20 protein-coding genes and 1 riboswitch are annotated in these 19,781 nt (G+C 37.4%); of the genes, 6 read left to right on the top strand and 14 right to left on the bottom strand.

What is annotated here, in order from left to right; genetic code table 11:
• Positions 1-97: 97 nt before the first annotated feature.
• The 4 genes from I6E85_RS01510 to I6E85_RS01495 all read right to left on the bottom strand — a co-directional run bounded on the left by I6E85_RS01510 (position 98) and on the right by I6E85_RS01495 (position 3,404).
• Entirely contained in the window at positions 98-616 is a 519-nt protein-coding gene (locus I6E85_RS01510) for a DUF1566 domain-containing protein (RefSeq protein ID WP_024590014.1), read from the bottom strand.
• A 9-nt stretch (positions 617-625) separates the two neighbouring features.
• The gene (locus I6E85_RS01505) at positions 626-2,275 is read right to left on the bottom strand and encodes a DUF1566 domain-containing protein (RefSeq protein ID WP_197236495.1); all 1,650 of its coding nucleotides are present in this window, start codon (positions 2,273-2,275) and stop codon (positions 626-628) included.
• Between the two features lie 69 nt (positions 2,276-2,344).
• Positions 2,345-2,677, bottom strand: a complete 333-nt coding sequence (locus I6E85_RS01500) for a hypothetical protein (protein WP_024590015.1) — start codon at positions 2,675-2,677, stop codon at positions 2,345-2,347.
• A gap of 22 nt (positions 2,678-2,699) precedes the next feature.
• Positions 2,700-3,404: a DUF2982 domain-containing protein gene (locus I6E85_RS01495; protein WP_197236494.1), complete on the bottom strand. Its 705-nt coding sequence runs from the start codon at positions 3,402-3,404 to the stop codon at positions 2,700-2,702.
• Between the two features lie 246 nt (positions 3,405-3,650).
• Here I6E85_RS01495 and I6E85_RS01490 point away from each other — a divergent pair, with 246 nt between their 5' ends.
• The 3 genes from I6E85_RS01490 (at position 3,651) to msrA (ending at position 8,427) form a co-directional block, all read left to right on the top strand.
• Positions 3,651-4,703 (top strand): efflux RND transporter periplasmic adaptor subunit, encoded by a 1,053-nt coding sequence (locus I6E85_RS01490; protein ID WP_024590017.1) that lies wholly within the window; start codon positions 3,651-3,653, stop codon positions 4,701-4,703.
• A 3-nt stretch (positions 4,704-4,706) separates the two neighbouring features.
• Positions 4,707-7,805, top strand: coding sequence for an efflux RND transporter permease subunit (locus I6E85_RS01485; protein ID WP_010553194.1), 3,099 nt, complete (start codon positions 4,707-4,709; stop codon positions 7,803-7,805).
• 85 nt (positions 7,806-7,890) lie between these two features.
• A complete protein-coding gene (gene msrA, locus I6E85_RS01480; RefSeq protein WP_101164298.1) occupies positions 7,891-8,427 on the top strand; it encodes a peptide-methionine (S)-S-oxide reductase MsrA in 537 nt (178 codons plus the stop codon).
• 90 nt (positions 8,428-8,517) lie between these two features.
• Here the strand turns inward: msrA and I6E85_RS01475 are convergent, their stop codons facing one another.
• From I6E85_RS01475 to I6E85_RS01465, 3 genes are all read right to left on the bottom strand, one after another.
• Positions 8,518-10,347 (bottom strand): TonB-dependent receptor, encoded by a 1,830-nt coding sequence (locus I6E85_RS01475; protein ID WP_197236493.1) that lies wholly within the window; start codon positions 10,345-10,347, stop codon positions 8,518-8,520.
• A gap of 36 nt (positions 10,348-10,383) precedes the next feature.
• A riboswitch (cobalamin riboswitch) is annotated at positions 10,384-10,568 on the bottom strand.
• Between the two features lie 62 nt (positions 10,569-10,630).
• On the bottom strand, positions 10,631-11,416 hold the full coding sequence (locus tag I6E85_RS01470) for a hypothetical protein (protein ID WP_024609008.1): 786 nt from the start codon (positions 11,414-11,416) through the stop codon (positions 10,631-10,633).
• Between the two features lie 201 nt (positions 11,417-11,617).
• A complete protein-coding gene (locus tag I6E85_RS01465) occupies positions 11,618-12,100 on the bottom strand; it encodes a YajQ family cyclic di-GMP-binding protein (protein WP_007377833.1) in 483 nt (160 codons plus the stop codon).
• 152 nt (positions 12,101-12,252) lie between these two features.
• Between I6E85_RS01465 and I6E85_RS01460 the strand changes: the two genes are divergently transcribed.
• Entirely contained in the window at positions 12,253-12,606 is a 354-nt protein-coding gene (locus I6E85_RS01460) for a VanZ family protein (RefSeq protein WP_007581666.1), read from the top strand.
• The gene (locus I6E85_RS01455) at positions 12,599-13,501 is read left to right on the top strand and encodes a ketopantoate reductase family protein (protein ID WP_121954214.1); all 903 of its coding nucleotides are present in this window, start codon (positions 12,599-12,601) and stop codon (positions 13,499-13,501) included. Before I6E85_RS01460 ends, I6E85_RS01455 begins: the two co-directional genes overlap by 8 nt.
• Before the next feature lie 40 nt (positions 13,502-13,541).
• Here I6E85_RS01455 and thiI read toward each other — a convergent pair whose 3' ends face one another.
• Positions 13,542-14,999, bottom strand: a complete 1,458-nt coding sequence (gene thiI, locus I6E85_RS01450; RefSeq protein WP_101164302.1) for a tRNA uracil 4-sulfurtransferase ThiI — start codon at positions 14,997-14,999, stop codon at positions 13,542-13,544.
• 324 nt (positions 15,000-15,323) lie between these two features.
• Positions 15,324-16,016 carry a TetR/AcrR family transcriptional regulator gene (locus tag I6E85_RS01445; RefSeq protein ID WP_024592300.1) on the bottom strand — a complete coding sequence of 231 codons (693 nt, stop codon included), beginning with the start codon at positions 16,014-16,016 and terminating at the stop codon, positions 15,324-15,326.
• 198 nt (positions 16,017-16,214) lie between these two features.
• Here I6E85_RS01445 and coaD point away from each other — a divergent pair, with 198 nt between their 5' ends.
• Positions 16,215-16,706 carry a pantetheine-phosphate adenylyltransferase gene (coaD, locus tag I6E85_RS01440; protein ID WP_024609006.1) on the top strand — a complete coding sequence of 164 codons (492 nt, stop codon included), beginning with the start codon at positions 16,215-16,217 and terminating at the stop codon, positions 16,704-16,706.
• Between the two features lie 35 nt (positions 16,707-16,741).
• Here coaD and I6E85_RS01435 read toward each other — a convergent pair whose 3' ends face one another.
• From I6E85_RS01435 to I6E85_RS01415, 5 genes are all read right to left on the bottom strand, one after another.
• Positions 16,742-17,248, bottom strand: a complete 507-nt coding sequence (locus I6E85_RS01435) for a hypothetical protein (RefSeq protein WP_024609005.1) — start codon at positions 17,246-17,248, stop codon at positions 16,742-16,744.
• A 103-nt stretch (positions 17,249-17,351) separates the two neighbouring features.
• Complete coding sequence (locus I6E85_RS01430) at positions 17,352-17,864, bottom strand: hypothetical protein (RefSeq protein ID WP_010553183.1); 513 nt, start codon at positions 17,862-17,864, stop codon at positions 17,352-17,354.
• Between the two features lie 494 nt (positions 17,865-18,358).
• Positions 18,359-18,856, bottom strand: a complete 498-nt coding sequence (locus I6E85_RS01425) for a hypothetical protein (RefSeq protein ID WP_010553181.1) — start codon at positions 18,854-18,856, stop codon at positions 18,359-18,361.
• Between the two features lie 5 nt (positions 18,857-18,861).
• Complete coding sequence (locus I6E85_RS01420; protein WP_010553180.1) at positions 18,862-19,395, bottom strand: hypothetical protein; 534 nt, start codon at positions 19,393-19,395, stop codon at positions 18,862-18,864.
• A 15-nt stretch (positions 19,396-19,410) separates the two neighbouring features.
• Positions 19,411-19,617, bottom strand: coding sequence for a hypothetical protein (locus I6E85_RS01415; RefSeq protein ID WP_010553179.1), 207 nt, complete (start codon positions 19,615-19,617; stop codon positions 19,411-19,413).
• Between the last annotated feature and the right edge of the window lie 164 nt (positions 19,618-19,781).

The following is a 19,781-nucleotide window of genomic DNA, read 5'->3' as shown; positions in this document are numbered from 1 at the left end:
AAGCGCTTTATTATTGAAATAACGTAAATTTATGTAAAACAAAAAAATGCAGCGGTTTTAAGGCTGCACTTTCATCTGTCTAATCTTAGTATGTAATTTACTCTTCGTAGCGAACTAACCGTAAATACACATTACTTGTTTTAGCGTGCAAACTATTCAGGCCACTATCAAATTGATAAACCCATGCAGAGCTCATCGTGCTCACACCCGATGTATTTGACCAATAGTTTTGAAGCTTAGTACCAAAAAACACCTCTTCATTAATGCTCGGCTCGGTGCAACTGTGCTCTAAAATACTCGCCAACTCTTTAATGTTAGGCATTTGCCAATCATCGTAATCTGCGGTTGTATCATTTTTAGCACCGCGTAGTGCTTCTTGCCAAGTAAGAGAAGGTGTAGAGCCTTCGCAAAGCTGCGTCTCTGTATTATAAATTTGCCCATAACTACAACGTTGCCACATAAGGCCTGTTTCGGTATCAGACACTGTGCCATCTGTATTTATGGTAAATCTATCTGTCGGCGTTGTGGTATCTGCACCGTCGTAGCACGTTTGCGCCGCTGCAATATTAAAGCTCAAGCTTATAGTTGCTAGTGCATAGAGTAATTTTAATCTCATTATTTTCTCCTAACGGCTTCTAACTAAACGAACATACGCGGTATTTTCTTTTGGATAAGCAAGATCGTTACCATCACTCATATCAATAATGTACGCTTGCGATAAACTTGTACCATCGGCTGCGGTTTGTGAAGTCCAATAACGTAAGTGGCTTAATGCACTTTCACTTGGCATATTGGGGAAAAACACCTCATCAATTAATATGCTTTGCCCTTGCTTACCATAATCAATTAAACCTAAAAGCTCTGTATAAGTAGGTAACCGCCAATTTGTACCACCACAAAAATCTAAGTTATTCACTTCGTTTATATAACTTTGTACTCCACAACTCGTATCATCCGGACAAGTTGAATTGGCTGTACTGGTATCGGTAAAAGTAGTATCGCCTAAATCCCAAAAGTAATGATTTTGACCCTCACGCAAGCTTGTATTTGGCAATACTCCTGAGGATTCACTTTTTACTTCCCATACAAGTCCAGTAACATTATCGCGTATACAGGTAAAGTCACTACTATCATCACCAACTTCATCAGCAAACTGATTAAGTTTAGTGTAATCAAACGCTAAATTACCTTTACCAACCTTATCTAAGCGGTTTGCATAGCTATCGCGTCCAAATTCAGCATCTTGCGCTGGAAAGTCATCGCTTTCACAGTTAATGCGTTGGGTGTTGTTATAGCACTCACCAACACCACTATCGTTTATAAGCCCAAGCGCTTTTGGTGATACATCAACAAATAAAGAATCTGTATCGGTGCGTTCTTTTGAGTCGGTTACCGTTACTTCAAAGCTCAACGTGGATTCAGTATCTACATCAGAGGCAAAAAATGTCGTTGTACATTGGTCGCTATTACTTAATGTTTCGCTATTACCGGTAAGTTGTTGCCACTTACACTGATAGGTATCGGTGACAGTTTCGCTATTCGTTGCGTCAAGTGTTACTTCTTCAAACTCTTCGATATTTTGATCAGCGCCTGCATTTGCATCCACTAGTTCATTTGTTTTATTAAGCGTCATTGAATATTGAGTACTTGCCTCACCGCCCTCATCATCAGTGACTGTTAGCTGCCAAGATAAATTTACGTTACTTTCTAGTAATGGATGAGAAAAGCTAAGAGTTGACTCATTAAAGCTAGCAATATCTAAATCAGGACCTGATAGCAGTTGCCACAAGTAACTATCAATTTGGCCATTATCATCAGGATCGCTCGACTCAAGGGCGCTCAAAGTAACTGTGTCTTTGTATACAGAAGGAAGTGTTTCAGGAGATGTTTGGGTAACAACAGCAAGAGGAAGTTGATTATTAGAGCTCACTGAAATAGAAATGTCGTCACTAACAGCGCTACTACCGGTGCTTTGATAGCTTACTCTTAAGATTATTTCACTATCAGTTTTTACGTCAGGGGCTGTCAATGTTTGCTCAGCGCCTTCAAGCGGAAAACCTTCTAAGCTTGGGCCGCTAACTTGTTGCCATGAAAACGTACCATCAGCGGGGGAACCTTGTGCTGTGATAGTAAATTCAGTTTTTTCGATAATTTGTAAATCGGTTCCAGCATTAACAGATGTTTCTACAACTGTATTATCGCTATCACCGCCACCACCTCCACACGCACTCAGCAAACCGCAAGAAATGAGGGGGATTAAAGCAAACGCTTTCATACGCAGCACCTTATTATGTCAAATAATTACTATAGTGTAATTACTAGCAATAAGGATGCCATTAAAGTACTACATATATGTATCTTGATGAATGCGTACAAACAATTTCGTACCGATTTTACTGTAATCTACTTTGTATTCACGCCCATCTAAAGCTTGAATAAATAGTAATTGTTTTTCTTCGCCAAATATATCAGGGCTTCCAACATAGACTATTTCTAAATAGCGATCTTTTGCATCACGGCGGTTTTTAGGTAACTCTTCTTTAAATGGCTCTAAGCCATGTTGAGTCACTTTAATTTTAGGATGAATTTCAGAGTTTACAATCACTAAATCATGCTTTTTATCTTTATGTATTATGGTGTTTCGACCACTTTTTAAAAAGGCTCTCTCTTGACTCATTTTTCTTTCCTACAGTCGCAGCTTAATTATTAATTTGCGACGCTATAAACTGACTAGGCTCGCGCTTCCACTTATTTAAGTTAGCACTAAATGCCCAGATATCTCTATCTAACACACTGGCTGGTAATAATAAATCGTAACCGGTTAACAGTTGAAGGTGCTTAGTCCTGTTAGCAAACATAGCTATAAGACCAGTATAGCTTATCCCTTTATGGGATGTGTAATGTGTATCTTCTATTAGCCATTCTGATGGGCAATTGCCATTTTTGCAATGTTTTTGAACAACTTGCATAAATAAATTACGCTGCTCTATTAATAATTTCCCTGCAATTCGAGGCGCTATGCTTGTTAAAAAGTCATCTATGTCGTTTACCTTTATACCAACCGCATTTAATTCTAAGTAATCAAAGCCATCTTCTATTTTGGGTATACCACTGTGATGAAAGTTACTATGAGGCATACACCAAGCTCCGTACTTATGGTAATAAACGAGCTCAGACTCATTTAATATAAGGCTATGATATGGCTCTTGAGTTTTTAAATATCCAATAAAAATAGCGGCAATACACAAGCTCACTAAAAATATTTCAAGTATGCTAATCTCACCCGGTCTCAGTAAATTAAACAACATAATAAAAACTAAACCAATTGCACCTGCAACAAGCACCTCAATTGCGTTTCGCGCACCTTGTGCCCGAAACTTAATGACATTGTTAGATTTATCCATATTGGTAAAACACCATATAAAAAACAAACATAATAACAGCCCAAATTATGACCTTTCTTGTTGTTATACATAAGTTACAGGTGGTTTTAAATTTCATACATTACCGCTTTTTCCTCAACAAAATAGGAACAATGAATAAATCTTATTTACTTTTACGCTTAACGCACAAATTTATGAGACACATAACCGTCTTTTCCCGGTCTTATTTCGTACAATACTTACAATTCATTTTCAGGTATGAAATCAATGTACTCAAGACAATCAGGTAAAGCACTTTTTCCATTTATTATTACGTTACTTCTAATATTTAGCGTTTATTTATATCTACCCGCTAGCCACGGCGAACAGGCCGATTTATCACAAATGTCTACTCAAGTAACAGCTCATACTGTTACTTCTCAGGAAAACGCAGTGATGATAGAAGCGATCGGTAGCGCGCGTGCAAACCAAGCAATCTATATAAAAAGTGCGCAAAACGATTATGTCACAGATATATATTTTAAAGACGGCGACTTAGTCAGTAAAGGACAAAAGTTAGTACAGTTACAGAGCCAACAAGAACAACTTGCCGTTAAAGAACTTGGCATTAACTTACGTGAAGAACAACGTCAGTTAGATCGCCTAACCGAACTTTCACGCTCGCAGTCAACGGCAAAGTCGTTACTTGAGGAGCAGTTATCTCGTGTTGATGCAACAGAGGCCCAACTAGAAAGCGCTAAAACTAAATTAAACGAAATGACTATTAGTGCGCCCTTCTCAGGCTTGTTAGGTAAGCGTGAAATATCAATAGGTGCCTACGTAAGTAATACAACAATAATCACAACACTTGATGATATTAGTATTATTAAAGTTGACTTTAAAGTACCTGAAAAATATTTAGCACAATTAAATATGGGCATGAAAGTGCTTACGCAAAACGATGCCTACCCAGGACAAACATTTAACGGCAAGGTAACGCATATTAGCTCGCGTATTGATTCGGTTACTCGCAGTGTTGAAGTAACAGCAAGCTTTGCCAATAAATCAGGATTACTTCGCCCTGGTATGTTACTAAATACAGCACTTGAGCTAAGCAGCAACCAAGCTTTAATGGTGCCAGAAAAAGCGGTTATACCTTTGCAAGACAAACACTTTGTTTTTCAAATTCAAGATGGGATAGCTAATAAAATTGAAGTGCATGTTGCTAGCAGAAATAATGGCTGGGTTGCTATCGACGAGGGCCTAACTGATGGCGAGCAAATTGTTACTGAGGGGCTAATAAAAATTCGCTCTGGAAGTAAAGTAAGCGTAAAGGGGTAATACGTGAAAATTACAGATACTAGCGTCAAGCGCCCCGTTTTTGCCATTGTAATTAATTTACTGCTTCTTACTTTTGGACTGGTTGCGTTTACTATGCTGCCACTTCGTGAATACCCGGATATTGAAACGCCGATTGTAAATATCAGCACTGAATACACAGGTGCTTCTGCCGAAATTATAGAAACCAAAATAACGCAAATAATAGAAAATCGAATTTCAGGTATTGAAGGTATTAAAAGTATTAACTCATCGAGTCGTAATGGACGTTCAAACATTACCATTGAGTTTGATATTAACCGCGACATAGATGCAGCATCTAACGATGTACGCGAACGTGTAGCACGTGCACTTGATAGTTTGCCTGATCAGGTACGCCCGCCAGAAGTATCTAAATCAAATAGTGATGAAAGCCCAATCGCCTGGTTTGTATTAAACAGCGAAACAATGGACTCGTTACAGCTCTCTGATTACGCGCAGCGTTTTATTGTTGACCGCTTAGCCGTAGTAGATGGTGTGTCTAACGTACGTATTGGTGGTGAGCGCCAATACGCCATGAAAATTTGGCTAAACCGCCAAGCAATGGCTGCACGGGGTATTACCTCAAGCGATATAGAAAATACACTTCGTACAGAAAACGTTGAGTTACCGGCTGGCGAAATAGAATCTATAGATCGTGACTTTACCGTGCGTACTGCCCGTAGTTATAAAGATCAGCGCGATTTTAAAAACCTGGTAATTAAACGTGGTGATGAAGGTTACTTAGTACGTTTAGGTGAAGTTGCCGATGTACGTTTAGAAGCTGCCGATGACGAAAGCTTATTTCGTGGTAACGGGCGTAATATGATTGGCTTAGGTATTGTAAAACAAGCTAAAGCAAACACACTAACCGTAGTAGATAACGCACGCAGCGAACTTGAAAAAATCAAACGCAACCTACCTGAAGGCACTACAATTCAAGACAGCTACGATTCGTCTGTATTTATTAAAGAGTCTATCAATGAAGTTTACAGCACGCTTGCCATCTCTATGGGTTTAGTCGTACTCGTTATATTTTTGTTTTTAGGCAATATACGAGCAACGCTTATCCCTGCGGTCACCGTACCGGTCGCACTTGTTGGTAGCTTTATGTTTTTATTGGCAATGGGCTACTCAATTAACTTACTCACTTTACTTGCCTTAGTACTAGCCATTGGTTTAGTAGTAGATGATGCCATTGTAATGCTTGAAAACATTCACCGCCGTATTGAACTGGGTGAGCCGCCGTTACTAGCTGCATTTAGAGGCGCGCGTGAAGTAGGTTTCGCTATAGTAGCAACCACGCTTGTACTAATATCGGTGTTTGTGCCATTAGTATTTATGGATGGCCGTATAGGTGCATTATTTACTGAGTTTGCTATGGCGGTAAGTGCTGCCGTATTTTTCTCAAGTGTTACAGCACTGACTCTCGCACCAGCCTTGTGCTCTAAAGTACTTAAAGTATCAGACAAACCAAATAAATTTAGCCAATGGATGGACCGCCAGTTTACTAAAATTGAAGTAAGTTACCGTAATTCACTCTCCACCAACATAACCCGTAAATGGGGTTTAATGGTGAGCCTATTATTAGCTGGCTTTGTTAGTTACTCGTTGTTTTTACAAGTTCCTTCTGAGCTAACGCCAAAAGAAGATCGTGGCACGTTCTTTATTATGATGAGCGGCCCTGAGGGCGCAAGTTACGAAAATAACGCCGCTAATATGGCTAAAATTGAAGAACGCTTAATGCCTTACTCGCAAGCCGGTGAGCTAAGTCGCGTACTTGTTCGAGTTCCTGGTTGGGGTGGCAGCGGCGGTGTTGCGATTGTGGGTATGGCCGATTGGGATAAACGCAAACGCTCAACGTGGGAAGTAATGGACGAAATAAGCGGTAAAATGCAAGAAGTTACCGATGTTCGTGCATTTGCCATTATGCGCCGTGGTATTGGCGGTGGTGGTTCATCTCGCCCAATAGAGTTTGTGCTTCAAGGTAATGATTACGCTCAACTAGCCGATTGGCGTGACCGTATAATAAAGCGTGCTGAACAAAACCCTGGTTTAGTAAGAATCGATCATGATTATAAAGAAACCTTCCCGCAGTTTTTAGTCAGCATAGATAAAAACAAAGCTGCCGATTTAGGCGTTTCGGTATCTGATGTAGGCCGTACACTAGAAACAATGCTTGGCCAGCGCCGTGTTACGACCTTTATTGACCGCGGTGAAGAATACGATGTGATTTTAAAAGGAACAAAAGAAGATTTTACCAATCCTACTGATATTTCAAATATATACCTTAAATCACGAAGCGGTGAACTAGTTCCACTTGATAGCCTTATCAGCTTAAAAGAAGAAGCAACAGCATCGCGCTTAAACCGTTACAACCGTATGCGCGCAATTACATTAAGCGCCAACTTAGCTGATGGCTATACACTTGAGCAAGCGCTTAACTTTTTAAACGAAGTAGCCGCGCAAGAAAACGATATAGATGGCGCAGTAGATTACAAAGGTGAATCGCAGCTTTATTACGAAGGCGCATCAGCGATGACCTACGTATTTATACTTGCACTCACCGTTACTTTCTTGGTACTTGCTGCGCAGTTTGAAAGCTTTATGCACCCATTTGTAATTATGCTTACCGTACCGCTTGGTTTAATGGGTGCTATGTTTGGGCTTTGGGCTACAGGACTGACCTTAAATATTTACAGCCAAATAGGTATTGTTATGCTCATAGGCTTAAGTGCTAAAAATGGTATTTTGATTGTAGAATTTACTAACCAATTACGCGACAAAGGCGTTGAGTTTAGTGAAGCAATACTACAAGCAGCTACCCAGCGCCTTCGCCCAATAATAATGACCTCACTTACAACCGTTATGAGCTCTGTTCCCTTGGTTTTTGCTTCAGGCCCCGGCGCTGAAAGCCGTATGGTAATTGGTGTAGTTGTGTTTACAGGGGTTATTGTATCTACCCTGCTGACTCTTTTTGTTGTACCTGCTGCGTATTATGCTCTATCGAAAAATACACAGTCACCTGAGTTTTTACAACAAAAGCTGAATAAACAAGCTGCTGAAAAGCCTTTCGAAGAGATCTAATCTCTTTATTGCGCCGTAACCTTGTTGTTGCGGCGCATACAATTTATGCTCGCCTTTAAACTCCATATACATTTTAGGAATACTTATGAGTTCAACAACGCAAGTAGCAACATTTGGTGGCGGCTGTTTTTGGTGTATAGATGCAGCATTTAGACGTGTAAATGGCGTATTAGATGTGAGTTCTGGCTATACCGGTGGCGAAACCGACACCCCAACCTATAATTCTGTATGCTCTGGCACAACCGGGCACGCTGAGGTTGTTAAAATTGAATTTGATACCACTGTAGTTAGCTTTGAAACACTGCTAGCAATGTTTTTCACTTTGCATGATGCAACACAATTGAATCGCCAAGGTAACGATATAGGCACACAGTACAGAAGCGTTGTTTACTATCACGATGAAGCGCAACTAAAGCAAACCAATGAAATGGTAGCTCAACTGCAAAGCCATGTGAGTGAGTCAATTGTGACAGAAGTCAGCCCTGCCACTACGTATTATCCAGCAGAGCATTATCATCAAGATTACTATAACGAAAACCCACAGCAGGGTTACTGTAGTATTTTAATAGCACCTAAATTACATAAGTTTGAAACCGTATTTAAAGAGTTCTTAGCTGACTAGCTAATTTGAGCAGTTAAATTGATTAGTTAAACTTAGCTACACATTAAAAAGCCCGACGTAAGTCGGGCTTTTTAATATTAATAAATACCGTTAAAACTGGTAGCTTGCGCCTGCAAAAAAGCGACGCTCTGGCGTGTTGTAGTAATACACTTGACCCGTTGTAAAATCAGTATTTGAATCAACAGCGTTATACTCTTTATCAAATAAGTTTTCTACACGAAGCGAAACTTCAATATGCTCATTTACTTGATAATTACCCGCTAAGTTCCAAAGCGTGTATGATCCTAAACGCGTCACAGCACCTTGTCGGTCGCTACGGTATTGCATGTCTAAGCTTGCATCAAAAGCACCAAACTGTTTTGCAAGTTCCCAGTTAAAAGTACGTTTAGCAACATTACGTAACTCTGCGCCCGTTTCTTCGTCTTCAGCGCTTAAGTAAGCAAAGTTAAGGTTGCTATCAAAACCAAAAAACTGCTGAGATAAGCTAAATTCAACCCCTTCGTAGCGTGCTTCATTTAAGTTGATAGGAAAGAAGTTAGAATCTAAAGATATCTTATCTTCAATATCATTTCTAAAAATAGCAACGTCAATACTTGCTATATCAAAATCTACATTTAACCCAATCTCTTGATTTAATGATTTCTCAGGCTCTAAATCAGGATTAGATGAAGGTGGAAAACCAGGAAAAGCCGGAAAGTATAAATCGTTAAATGTAGGTGCTTTAAAACCAGTGCTTTGGCTTATGCGGAACGTGGCGTCTTCAGATAAATGATAACCCGCAGCGGCTGTATATGTTGTTTCATCACCAAACTGTTCATCATCGTCTTGGCGAATTGTTAAATTAGCTAACACTTTTTCAGCATTGTAATAAGCCCCAACAAATACAGCTAATACATCACGCTCTTGCATATCATACTGCGTTGAACTGTGCGATACATCATCGTTGTACCAGTTAACACCACCGCTAATATTAAGCTCTTCAGATAGTATATATTGACCGTTATAATCAAATTGCACACGTTTAGTTATAAAATCATTTACACCAAATGCTGAGGTATCGTGAGAATCATCTGTTGAAATAGCAATATCAATACTGTGCGATTGGTTAGTGTAGTTTTTACTCCAACCTGCAGAAAGCTGATAGTTTTTAAAATCACCTGTTTCTATAGTACTTGTGGCTGGACTAAAGCGACTGTCGTAATCTGCATAGCCTTCACTGTATTGGCCTAAAAACTTAAAGTCGCCGTAATGTGCATCGGTGTAGTTTATTTTAAAACCAAGGTTTTTATTTTCATAGCCATCTTCATCTGGTGCTACGCCTTGCAGTGCATCAAAGTTATCTGTTTTTTCAAAGCCTGCATTAAATGCTGTTGTTATATCATCTGATTTTACAGAGCCTGCCACTTGATAATTTTGATAAGAGTCAGAACCAAATGTAGCGCTTAGGGATAAGTTATCTGACTCACGCGTAATAATATTAATAACACCAGCGAGTGCATCAGAGCCATAAACAGCCGCGCGAGAGCCTTTAATAATTTCTATGCGTTCAATACTATTTAAAGGGACATTATTTAATGCTTTTTGACCAAGTGTTGCTGAGCCTGTACGTACACCGTCAATCAAAATTAGCGTATCGCCAGAGCCAGTACCACGAAGTGACACACCTGTATTTTGGCCAAAACCACCGTTTGGATTAACCTGAAAACCAACTCGCGTGCTTAATAAGGTTGGTAAATCGCGTACGTTGCTTGCTTCTATTTCTGCACGCTCAATAACATTTACACTTGCTAAAACGTCATTGATTGATTGCTCAAATTTATTAGCTGTAACGGTTATTTTTTCAATTGATTGCTCTGCGCCAGACACAGAAAATGAAAGCGCAGCAGAAATAGCAACGCCTAAAGTTGTTTTGTTTAACATGATGTCCCCTACCTTTGCCCACCGCAAAGATTTAAGTAAGTAAGATTGCATCAAGGCCGGTCTCCGGACTCAGTAAGCACATCAAAATATGCAATACTTTACCGTTGCGGGGGCAGTGTTGGGCTTGTAGTCATCATGAAAACGCACCAACTTCCCGATTATCCTGCTAAAAAAATCATTACATGAAGTGGCTAGCAAGCACCTTAAAATATGTCGCTATTGTGAGTATTTTGTTTACAAATGTCAATGGACGTCTATACAGCTAAAAACCTTTAAAATGCAGTTAAGGGCTAGTATAGTTTGAAGAAACGCCATATTTATCAAGTAGCTTCTGAAGTTGTATTTGTGCAGTAGGTAAGCTTAGTATTTCATCCATTTTATTACTAGTGATCTTATTTGATTTAGAGTTAACTAAAAAGTGCGTTTTATAAACGGCATCTGGTACGTTACTTTTATAGAGTAAATCCATATTAAAAGTATTTTGATTTTTAAAATATTGGTAAGCAATATTATTTAAAACACCTACTTCCGCGCGCTTTAATAGCAGCATTTTAACCACATTGAATTCATCAATGGTTAAACTTACCTGATGTTCCTCACTTAAAAATTCGGCATCGGTATTAAATCCAGCAAATTGATACGAGTACCCCAATACCCCAACCTTTGTTAATGACGTAATGTCGTCAAAGTAAGCTTGCTCATTTGTATTTTCTTTAAGCGTATAAAGCTCATTTTTGGTAATGGTATAAAATTCGGTTTTTTTAATATTCTCTTGCGCTGATTGTGGGATCCATTGCAGTGCCATTAAAAATAAAACATCAAAATTATTTTTTTCAACTGACAAAGCAAGCCTTTTTACAGGTAGAGACTCAAGTACGAAGTTAAACTCCTGCTGTGCGCCGTTTAAAATCTTAATAAACTCAGGAGCAAAACCCTGTTTTTTTTGCGCATTAATAATAATGGGAAAGTAGCCATCTTCAACCAGTACATCAATATCAACTGTTTTTGATAAGCTTGGTTTGGTAAATGTAAGCAAAACAAATAACAAAAATAATTGATGACGTTTCATTTTAATACCTTCTAGTGTGAAGTACTTAATTGCATGTGATTAAATATAATAGCTTAAATATCAAAAAGGAGATTAATACATACGGGAGTATCTAGGCAGCAAAGAGGGATAATAGTGAAATATTTAAAAAGAGTAAGTAGCTTCAATCTGTCTGTAAGTATAAACAGATTAAAGCATGCTTAATTTAAAACTATTTATTAATTAATCGCGGAAATTTTTAAACTGAAAAGGTTGACCTAGCTCAGCACTGCGCACTACTTGCATAGCCTCTTGAAGATCGTCACGTTTTTTACCCGTTACACGTACTTCTTCGCCTTGGATAGCAGCTTGAACTTTAACTTTAGAGTCTTTAATGGCTTTAACTACTTTTTTAGCCATGTCCTTTTCGATACCCTGCTTTAAGCCAACGTTACGAAATACATTTTTACCTGCACGGGTAATATCTTGAAGCTCTAAGCTTGATACATCCATACCACGCTTAGATATTTTGTTAGCTAAAATATCAAATAATTGCATAACCTGAGAGTCTGCTTCAGCTTTAAGCTTAATTGTTTTGTCATTTAGCTCAATAGATGCATCAACGCCTCTAAAGTCAAAGCGAGTCTCTAGCTCACGATTTGCATTATCAACTGCGTTTTTAGCTTCGTTCATTTCTACTTCAGATACAATATCAAATGAAGGCATTGGTTTGCTCCTAACTATTTAATCTTAATTTTATGTGGCAATTATAACGCTAAAATTATAAATCTTTACATTTTTCTGCATCTTGTTCAGGTGCGATATTAAATTAGTTTGATATACTTGCGCCTCTTTTTTAAGCGATTTTAGGATTTGTCGTGACAAGGCGTGTTTATCAAGCAATTTTTTTAATCAGCATAGTAGCTTTTACCTTTTTATTTGCCAAAGAAATAAAAGGTGGCGTTGTAAATTTATTTCCTCATGTTGATAAAGTCGCCCATTTTGGGATTTTTTTTATACTAGCCATAATAATGGATAAAGCGTTTAAGCTTCCTTTATATGCGCAAATACTTTTATTGGCAGGTTATGGCGCCTCTATAGAAATAATGCAAGACGCACTTCCATATAGGCAAGCATCACTCGGTGATTTTTTTGCTGATTTTGCAGGTGCTGCTAGCTACTTTTTACTTAGAGTAATTTTTACACCTCGAAAAAAGAACCCATATGGCTAATATTTTAATTGTCGGCGATGGTGCTATTGGCTTGTTACTTGGTCATTTTCTAAGTGCGTCGCATAATGTCAGTGTTTTAACTCGCAAAAGCCCAACAAATACCCGCTTTTATAGTCGAGGTAAGGGGGCATCTAAAAAAATTGACGCACAATTTATTACATTAAATCAGCTAAATAAAGCAGCTGAATTTGATGTTGTTTTATTTACCGTTAAAGCCTTTCAAGTACTTGATGCATTTACGCAAATAAAGCCATTTTTACCAAATCATTGCTCTGTTGTACTTTCGCATAACGGAATGGGTAATGTTGATGAGGTAAATAGCCAACTAAGCACTCACCAAGCACTCTACTTTTTAACTACAAGCATAGCGGGCTTTAAATCAAACCAATACATTGTGCAGCACACTGGTGAGGGACAAAGTGTTATTGGTGCTTGTAATGAATTAGCTTTTCAAAATAGCGCGCCAATAGCTGATATTTTTAAAGTGATACCCAGCCTAAAGTTTACTAATAACATTCAGCAGCTTCGTTTTGAAAAACTACTCGTAAATATTGCCATTAATCCATTAAGCGCTTTAAGTAATGTAAAAAATGGTGAGTTACGCGCACCTAAGTACAACGCTATAATTTTTAATGCACTCACTGAAGCATGCAATATAGCAAAGGTACAAGGGCTTAATATCCCATTGATTAAAGCACTTAATACCGCTTATAAAATAATGGAATTAACGTCTGACAATTACTCTTCAATGCATCAAGACGTAGCGCATTGCAGAGAAACTGAAATATCAGCTATATGTGGCTATATTGGCCAACAAGGTAAAATTTACGGTATTCCTACACCTTACAATGATGAGTTGTTTGTCAAAATTCAGGCAAAAAAAAGCGTGGTATAAACCACGCTTATATAAATTCTTAACTTTAAGACTACAAACCTTATGGGCGGTAAACTTTTACAGTTTCAAAGCCTTGTTCGTGCAGCATAAGTGCCTGTAGTTGGCTCATTACGCCTCTATCACAATATAAATAGTAGTCAGTGTCTTTTGGTAAATCACCAAACTTAGTCGCCAGACGGAAGAACGGTAAATGAACCACTTCAACACCGTCGATTGCAAGCGGTGCAGCTTCTTCTTCCTCTGGTGAGCGAATATCAACTACCACAGAGCCTACAGGCAAATCAGCAACCGATTCAGCTTCTTTAAGTTCTTGTTTGGCTTCTACGTCAATATCACGCACGTCCATTATACGTGCGTTGTTTACAACGGTATCAAGTACATCAAAGTCGAACTTTTCTTCTTCACCAAGAATAACGTCTATTTTGGCTTTAACCGTTGGCTTTTTAGAAATAACACCACAGTATTCAGGCATTGTTTCTGCCATTTCAGCCGTACCAATTTGGCGAGCAATATTAATAATTTCTTGCTTATCGTGTTGAATAAGCGGGCGTAAAATAAGCGTTTCAGTAACACGGTCAATCACGCTTAAATTCGCTAATGTTTGACTAGATACTTGGCCAATACTTTCGCCAGTAACAAGTGCTTGAATGTTTAACTTTTGCGCAACCACACTCCCTGCGCGCATCATCATACGTTTAAGTACAACACCCATTTGGCTGTTTTCAACGTTTTCTAAAATTTCAGCAACAACAGGTTCAAAATCAACCGTTACAAATTTAACTTTATGTGTAGAGCTGTATTTTTTCCATAAGTAGTAGCTTGCTTGCTTAACGCCAATTTCGTGCGCTGCGCCACCTAGATTAAAGAATAAAAAGTGCGTGCGTGCGCCTTTACGAATCATTTGGTAACTTGCTACGCCAGAGTCAAAACCACCCGACATCAGCGAAAGCACATCTTCTTGAGTTGGCAGAGGAAAACCAGCCATACCAAAATGTGTATGAGAAACAATGTAAGCTTTATCGTCTTTTACTTCTAAGCGTATTGTTACTTCTGGGCGGCTAAGCTTTACGCTTGCGCCTTCAATATGCTGATTTAATCCACCACCAACATAACGCTCTAAATCAGTTGAGGTAAAATCGTGTTGCCCTATGCGCTTAGCACGAACACAAAAGGTTTTACCTACAATAGTATGACCAACTAAAGCGATGGTTTTTTGATAAATATCATCAAGAGTTTCAAATTGTGTTTCGGTTACTTCAATAAATTGAACAATGCCAGGGATGCGTTTAAGGCTATCGATAAAATCAAGGCGGACTTGCGCGTCTTCAAGCTTTGTAACAACTGAAATGTTATCCCAGTTATTTCTTACTTGTACTTTTTCGTCAACACGGCGCAATACAATTTTAATGTTATTTTCTAACACTTTAGTAAAGCGTTTACGGACTGAACGGCTTTTAATGGCTATTTCAGGATGTAGTTTGACGATAAATTTAAGCATAGTTCACTCTTAGACTGCGGGAATTCGCGCTCCCAGGCATTTGGCGCGGGATTATAGCAAAAAATTCAGCGCCTAGGAAACAGCCTATTACTATCGATTAAACTACAGCTAGGGCCTGTTTATCTTTCGAGGTTAAATTTACAGCAGTGTGTTTGGTATTTAGGCAAGGCAGAGCCTATGTAGTGTGGTTATTCCCCATAAATAGGCGATAACGTAGCATAAATGCCAAACAAGCGCTGCCCAAAGGGTTCAGCCTAGGGGCGATTAACTCTTTGTTGCTCGGTTTTTACTTAGCCCACTAGGTTACAAACCTCGCGTCGCGATTTAATCGCCCCTAGATTGAACAAATTTTAATCCTGAAAGGTCAACAGGCCCTAAGGCTTGTTGCGCTAATTCAGTATATTTTTCACGTAGCAGGTTCATTTTATCAATGCTTTTATCGGTACTGTACGCTCTAAATAATGTAAGTACTTTTAAAATGCCATGATATATATCTTGCTCAGCAAGCGTACCACTTGGCCTACGGGCTTTAATATAAGGCGTCCAAAAACTAACCGTTAACTTTAGTGTATGTGCTAAATCAATGACATCTTGCTCATCAATAGCAATCATTTCACTGTCGCGAAGTCCTAAAATAATTTTACGAACTTGCTCTAACAACTCTAACTGAAAATCAATATAAGCTTGTTTTAAATCAGCATCTCTAGAGAGAATATCCCCGAGATTATCGTAAAAAAAATGATAGCGCCACATCAGCTCAAATAACGAATCTAGGTAAGCCGTTAAATGATTAAATGCATCATCATCTTTATTAATAGGTTTAAAGTGAGTATTTAAATGATCGCGATACAGCGCAAAAATATGACGGATAATGTCTTCTTTATTTTTAAAATGATAATAAAGATTACCCGGGCTCATCCCTAAGTTTGATGCAATATGATTTGTCGTTATTGCACGCTCACCATTTTCGTTAAACAACAAAATACTGGTGTGTATTATTTTATCCTTGGTATTCATATGCTAATACTCAAATTATCTATAGGCTACATTACACTCAAAAGAGGTAAACAGTATAAACAAATATGAATCATTAAAACACTCCCACCATGGACTGACCTGTTTAAAGAAAGTAAGTGTTTATATGCTTTTTTAGCTAGGCTGCTTTGTGGCATAAACACTGTTAAACTAGCGCTAAAATAATAAATAGTGAACATTATGAAAGTTATTGCAATTTACCCTGGCACCTTTGATCCACTAACTAATGGGCACACAGACCTTATTCAACGTGCAGCTAAAATGTTTGATACTGTATTAGTTGCGGTTGCTAATAACCCAAGTAAAAAACCCTGCTTTAACCTTGAAGAACGTGTTGAGCTTGCAAACTCTATTTTAAGCCACATAGATAATGTTAAGGTGATTGGTTTTTCTGGTTTATTGGCTGACCTTGCGCGCGAGCACAATGCTAATGTGCTTATTCGCGGTATTAGAGCTGTATCTGATTTTGACTATGAATTTCAATTAGCTAACATGAACCGCCGCCTGAACCCCGACTTAGAAAGTGTATTTTTAACACCCGCAGAGCGAAATTCATTTATTTCATCAACACTCGTTAAAGAAGTAGCTCGCCACAATGGTGATGTAAGCGAGTTTGTAGACCCTGTAATTGTTAAAGCTCTAAAAACTAAATTGGGCTGTGGTGCCAGTTAATAATAAATAAGGCCTGTTAGCACTGAAATCCATTACTAATAGGCCCTTTTATTAAACACTTTATTTAGCTTTCCTTCTAACCAAGCAAGTTTTAAAACATCTTTACCTATAAAGAAAACTAAAACCATGGTCAAATCTGTAAAATTTATACCTACTATGTACACCCACCAGAACCACCAAAATTCATAATGGTGCATAACATCATTATCTATATACATTGCAAAAAATAGTAAGGTGTTTATACCTAAACCAAATAATAAATAAATGTATACGCTGCTAATCTTTATAAAAAAACCAGATAAAATAATAACAAATAGAGTAATAATATCGAATAAGAAAAAATCGAAGTAAGTAATCGCGTCCATATCAATAAACATACTAGAAGAGTAAGAAAGTGCCATGATGAAAGATAGCCAAACAATGCTTTTATCTGCGCTATTTATCGAACTTGCTAAAGAATATAAAAAAGCCATCAAAAAGCCCCATTGTACAAAAATACCTATATAAAAAGAGATATTTGTATTTAAAAGTAGCTCAACCATTTTACTCCAACACTAGATAAAAAATTATTATACCGCTTTACATATTACGGCAACATCAAATAAAGGCACAAAATCACTCTTCTTTTAAGTTGAGCTTACTGCCTCAGCGATCTAAATTTAACTTTCTAACACATCTTAAAAGCTTGTTTAAGCCTAAAAAATCCTTATTGATGATTAATACCAATGCCATGGTAAAATCGACAAAATACATCCCGAATGTGTAAATGGTCCAAAACCACCAATAGTAAAGAGTGCCAACGATTACAATATCGTAATGCATACCCAGGAACAGACACGTATTAATAAATAGACCAACAATTACATAGACAAAAGCAATGGGGACAGGATTTTTACATACAGCTCGCCAAAGTAATAAAGTACCTATGGTAGCAAAATCAAAATAAAAGTAATTTAAGTGAGGAGTCGAAGTTCGAGGATCCATAAAAAGACTTGAAGTATAAGAAACCAGCATAATGAATGATAACTGTAGCAGGCTTTTATCTGCCTTATTTATACTTGCTGATAGATTATATAAAAATGAAATTAAAAAGAACCAAGTAAATAATAGTCCTATATTATCGCCTAAATCGACAAGACTCCAGAGTAGGTCAGCCATCAACTGTCCTTTTCAAACTAGTAATCAAACTATTTTTAAATTTCATCAAGTATAAAAAATCTTTGTTTATAAAAAATATAGCTACCATTATGAAATCAGCAGCGTTGACCCCTATCGCGTAAGCATTCCAAAGCCACCAGTAGCTTGTATTATTTGATATATAGATGTCGTAATGCATGAGAAAATGCAGAGTTGAGTTTATAGCTAAACCAGTAATAATATATAGATAGGTAATACCATCATGCCAGAGCCGCCTAAGGGAAATAATAACTAGAAGAGTTAAAATATCGGAAAACAAAAAATCTAGATAAGTTACCGTATCCATATTTGTAAATATACTAAACGAATATGAAACACTCATAACCAAAGACAAATACACTCTTTCTTTATTAGGCTTATTAATCGAATGAGCAAGGGAGTACAAAAAAGCCATAAGAAATCCCCATTGTACAAATGCACCTATGTACAGAGAAACTGTTGGGCTAATTAAAAGTTCATTCAATATTTTTCAACTTTTTAAAGTTCAATGCAACCCCTCTTTTAAAAATGGTATTTTTATTGAATACTAGTGACAGAAACATTAAAACATCGAACATATTAACGCCAATAGAATAAACACTCCAATACCACCAAGGCTCATAGTTATATAAAACGTATAGATCGTAATGCAATATTAAGGTGAGCACAGCATTTATTATTAACGCAAAGGTGATGAAGTGAAAAGCTATAGAGCGGTGAAGTACTTTAAAGTACTCTAAAATTAACAAAGCTAAAATTGTAATAAAATCGTAGAGCGCCCAATTTAAATATAAACTTTCTAATAAGTTTATGTAACCACTGGAAATATATGAGCAGAGCATAACCGCAGATAAATAAACCGAGGATTTATTTTCTTTATTTATACTGGAAGCTAAACAGTATAAGAAGGCCATTAAAAAGCCCCATTGAGAGAAAGCTTCTACATAATCCATCAGGGCTTCAGTAACGTACATTTAAGTTAGGTTACTTTATGGGTATCGTTTGACTTGAAGTAGTTGAGAGTTTTATTTTTTAATTTATGAAGACCGAGAAAGTCTCTATCAACAATTAATGCGACAACCATTGTTAAGTCTATTACATTTACACTATAAAGATAAATATCCCATAGAATCCAAGGCTCTTGATTACCATAAATATAAACATCTAAATGCATAAATAACACAAGAATCATATTTATGGAAAGACCTGTAACTAAATATAAGAGAGAAGTACTAGAACGCTTTACTACACTATAAGCAATTATTAAACTAGCAATAGTAATAGCATCATGTATAGCCCAATCAAAATAAGTTGTATTGTAATATGATATCCAGGTATAAAGATAATCAGTTGCAGAATAAGAAACCATCATAATAAGTGAGCTGATTAGTAAAGTCGTATTTCTTTTAACACCTAAACTATAAACAAAAATGTTAAAAAAGAATGCCATCAAAAAAGCCCACATAACCAGGGCTGATAGTGAAAAAAGACCAAACAGCTCAAATAAAAACATCGAATACCTATATAACTATTTTGGGCGAGAACCAGTCCCACCAGAAAGTAATGAACCACCACGCTGTAAATCAGTACTCGCAGCAGTCATTGCCTCTTGAGAGAAGCTTACTGTATCAGATTGCAGGGTTTTAGGGCTAGCAGTTTGTTCCATTGCAGGCTTTAATTGTTGTGTTTTGTTGTATGCTTGCATTTGTACTTGGCTATTAGCTGAAACTTGCATGTGATTGATCCTTGTAAAAGTTTTAATTATATTTGGTGCAACTTTTAACCACATTATTATGTAGATAAATGCATCACCTGTTTAAAGTAGTGATAGCTATTTTGCTATCTACCTTATACAAAGCAACCAATGTGCCAACTTTTTTTGACACATCAAAACTCACT

The sequence above is a fragment of the Pseudoalteromonas sp. NZS71 genome (genome assembly GCF_015864715.1).
Lineage (GTDB): Bacteria > Pseudomonadota > Gammaproteobacteria > Enterobacterales > Alteromonadaceae > Pseudoalteromonas > Pseudoalteromonas arctica.
The sequence above is the reverse complement of the archived record's forward strand: the minus strand, read 5'-3'. Positions and strand labels throughout refer to the sequence as shown.

Coding starts and splice junctions, on each gene's coding strand:
- I6E85_RS01435 (WP_024609005.1), bottom strand. CDS start 17,248: ATGGTTGAGCTACTTTTAAATACAAATATCTCTTTTTATATAGGTATT.
- I6E85_RS01465 (WP_007377833.1), bottom strand. CDS start 12,100: ATGCCTTCATTTGATATTGTATCTGAAGTAGAAATGAACGAAGCTAAA.
- coaD (WP_024609006.1), top strand. CDS start 16,215: ATGAAAGTTATTGCAATTTACCCTGGCACCTTTGATCCACTAACTAAT.
- I6E85_RS01475 (WP_197236493.1), bottom strand. CDS start 10,347: ATGTTAAACAAAACAACTTTAGGCGTTGCTATTTCTGCTGCGCTTTCA.
- I6E85_RS01425 (WP_010553181.1), bottom strand. CDS start 18,856: ATGTACGTTACTGAAGCCCTGATGGATTATGTAGAAGCTTTCTCTCAA.
- I6E85_RS01505 (WP_197236495.1), bottom strand. CDS start 2,275: ATGAAAGCGTTTGCTTTAATCCCCCTCATTTCTTGCGGTTTGCTGAGT.
- I6E85_RS01510 (WP_024590014.1), bottom strand. CDS start 616: ATGAGATTAAAATTACTCTATGCACTAGCAACTATAAGCTTGAGCTTT.
- I6E85_RS01445 (WP_024592300.1), bottom strand. CDS start 16,016: ATGAATACCAAGGATAAAATAATACACACCAGTATTTTGTTGTTTAAC.
- I6E85_RS01415 (WP_010553179.1), bottom strand. CDS start 19,617: ATGCAAGTTTCAGCTAATAGCCAAGTACAAATGCAAGCATACAACAAA.
- I6E85_RS01500 (WP_024590015.1), bottom strand. CDS start 2,677: ATGAGTCAAGAGAGAGCCTTTTTAAAAAGTGGTCGAAACACCATAATA.
- thiI (WP_101164302.1), bottom strand. CDS start 14,999: ATGCTTAAATTTATCGTCAAACTACATCCTGAAATAGCCATTAAAAGC.
- I6E85_RS01455 (WP_121954214.1), top strand. CDS start 12,599: ATGGCTAATATTTTAATTGTCGGCGATGGTGCTATTGGCTTGTTACTT.
- msrA (WP_101164298.1), top strand. CDS start 7,891: ATGAGTTCAACAACGCAAGTAGCAACATTTGGTGGCGGCTGTTTTTGG.
- I6E85_RS01420 (WP_010553180.1), bottom strand. CDS start 19,395: ATGTTTTTATTTGAGCTGTTTGGTCTTTTTTCACTATCAGCCCTGGTT.
- I6E85_RS01495 (WP_197236494.1), bottom strand. CDS start 3,404: ATGGATAAATCTAACAATGTCATTAAGTTTCGGGCACAAGGTGCGCGA.
- I6E85_RS01430 (WP_010553183.1), bottom strand. CDS start 17,864: ATGGCTGACCTACTCTGGAGTCTTGTCGATTTAGGCGATAATATAGGA.
- I6E85_RS01470 (WP_024609008.1), bottom strand. CDS start 11,416: ATGAAACGTCATCAATTATTTTTGTTATTTGTTTTGCTTACATTTACC.
- I6E85_RS01490 (WP_024590017.1), top strand. CDS start 3,651: ATGTACTCAAGACAATCAGGTAAAGCACTTTTTCCATTTATTATTACG.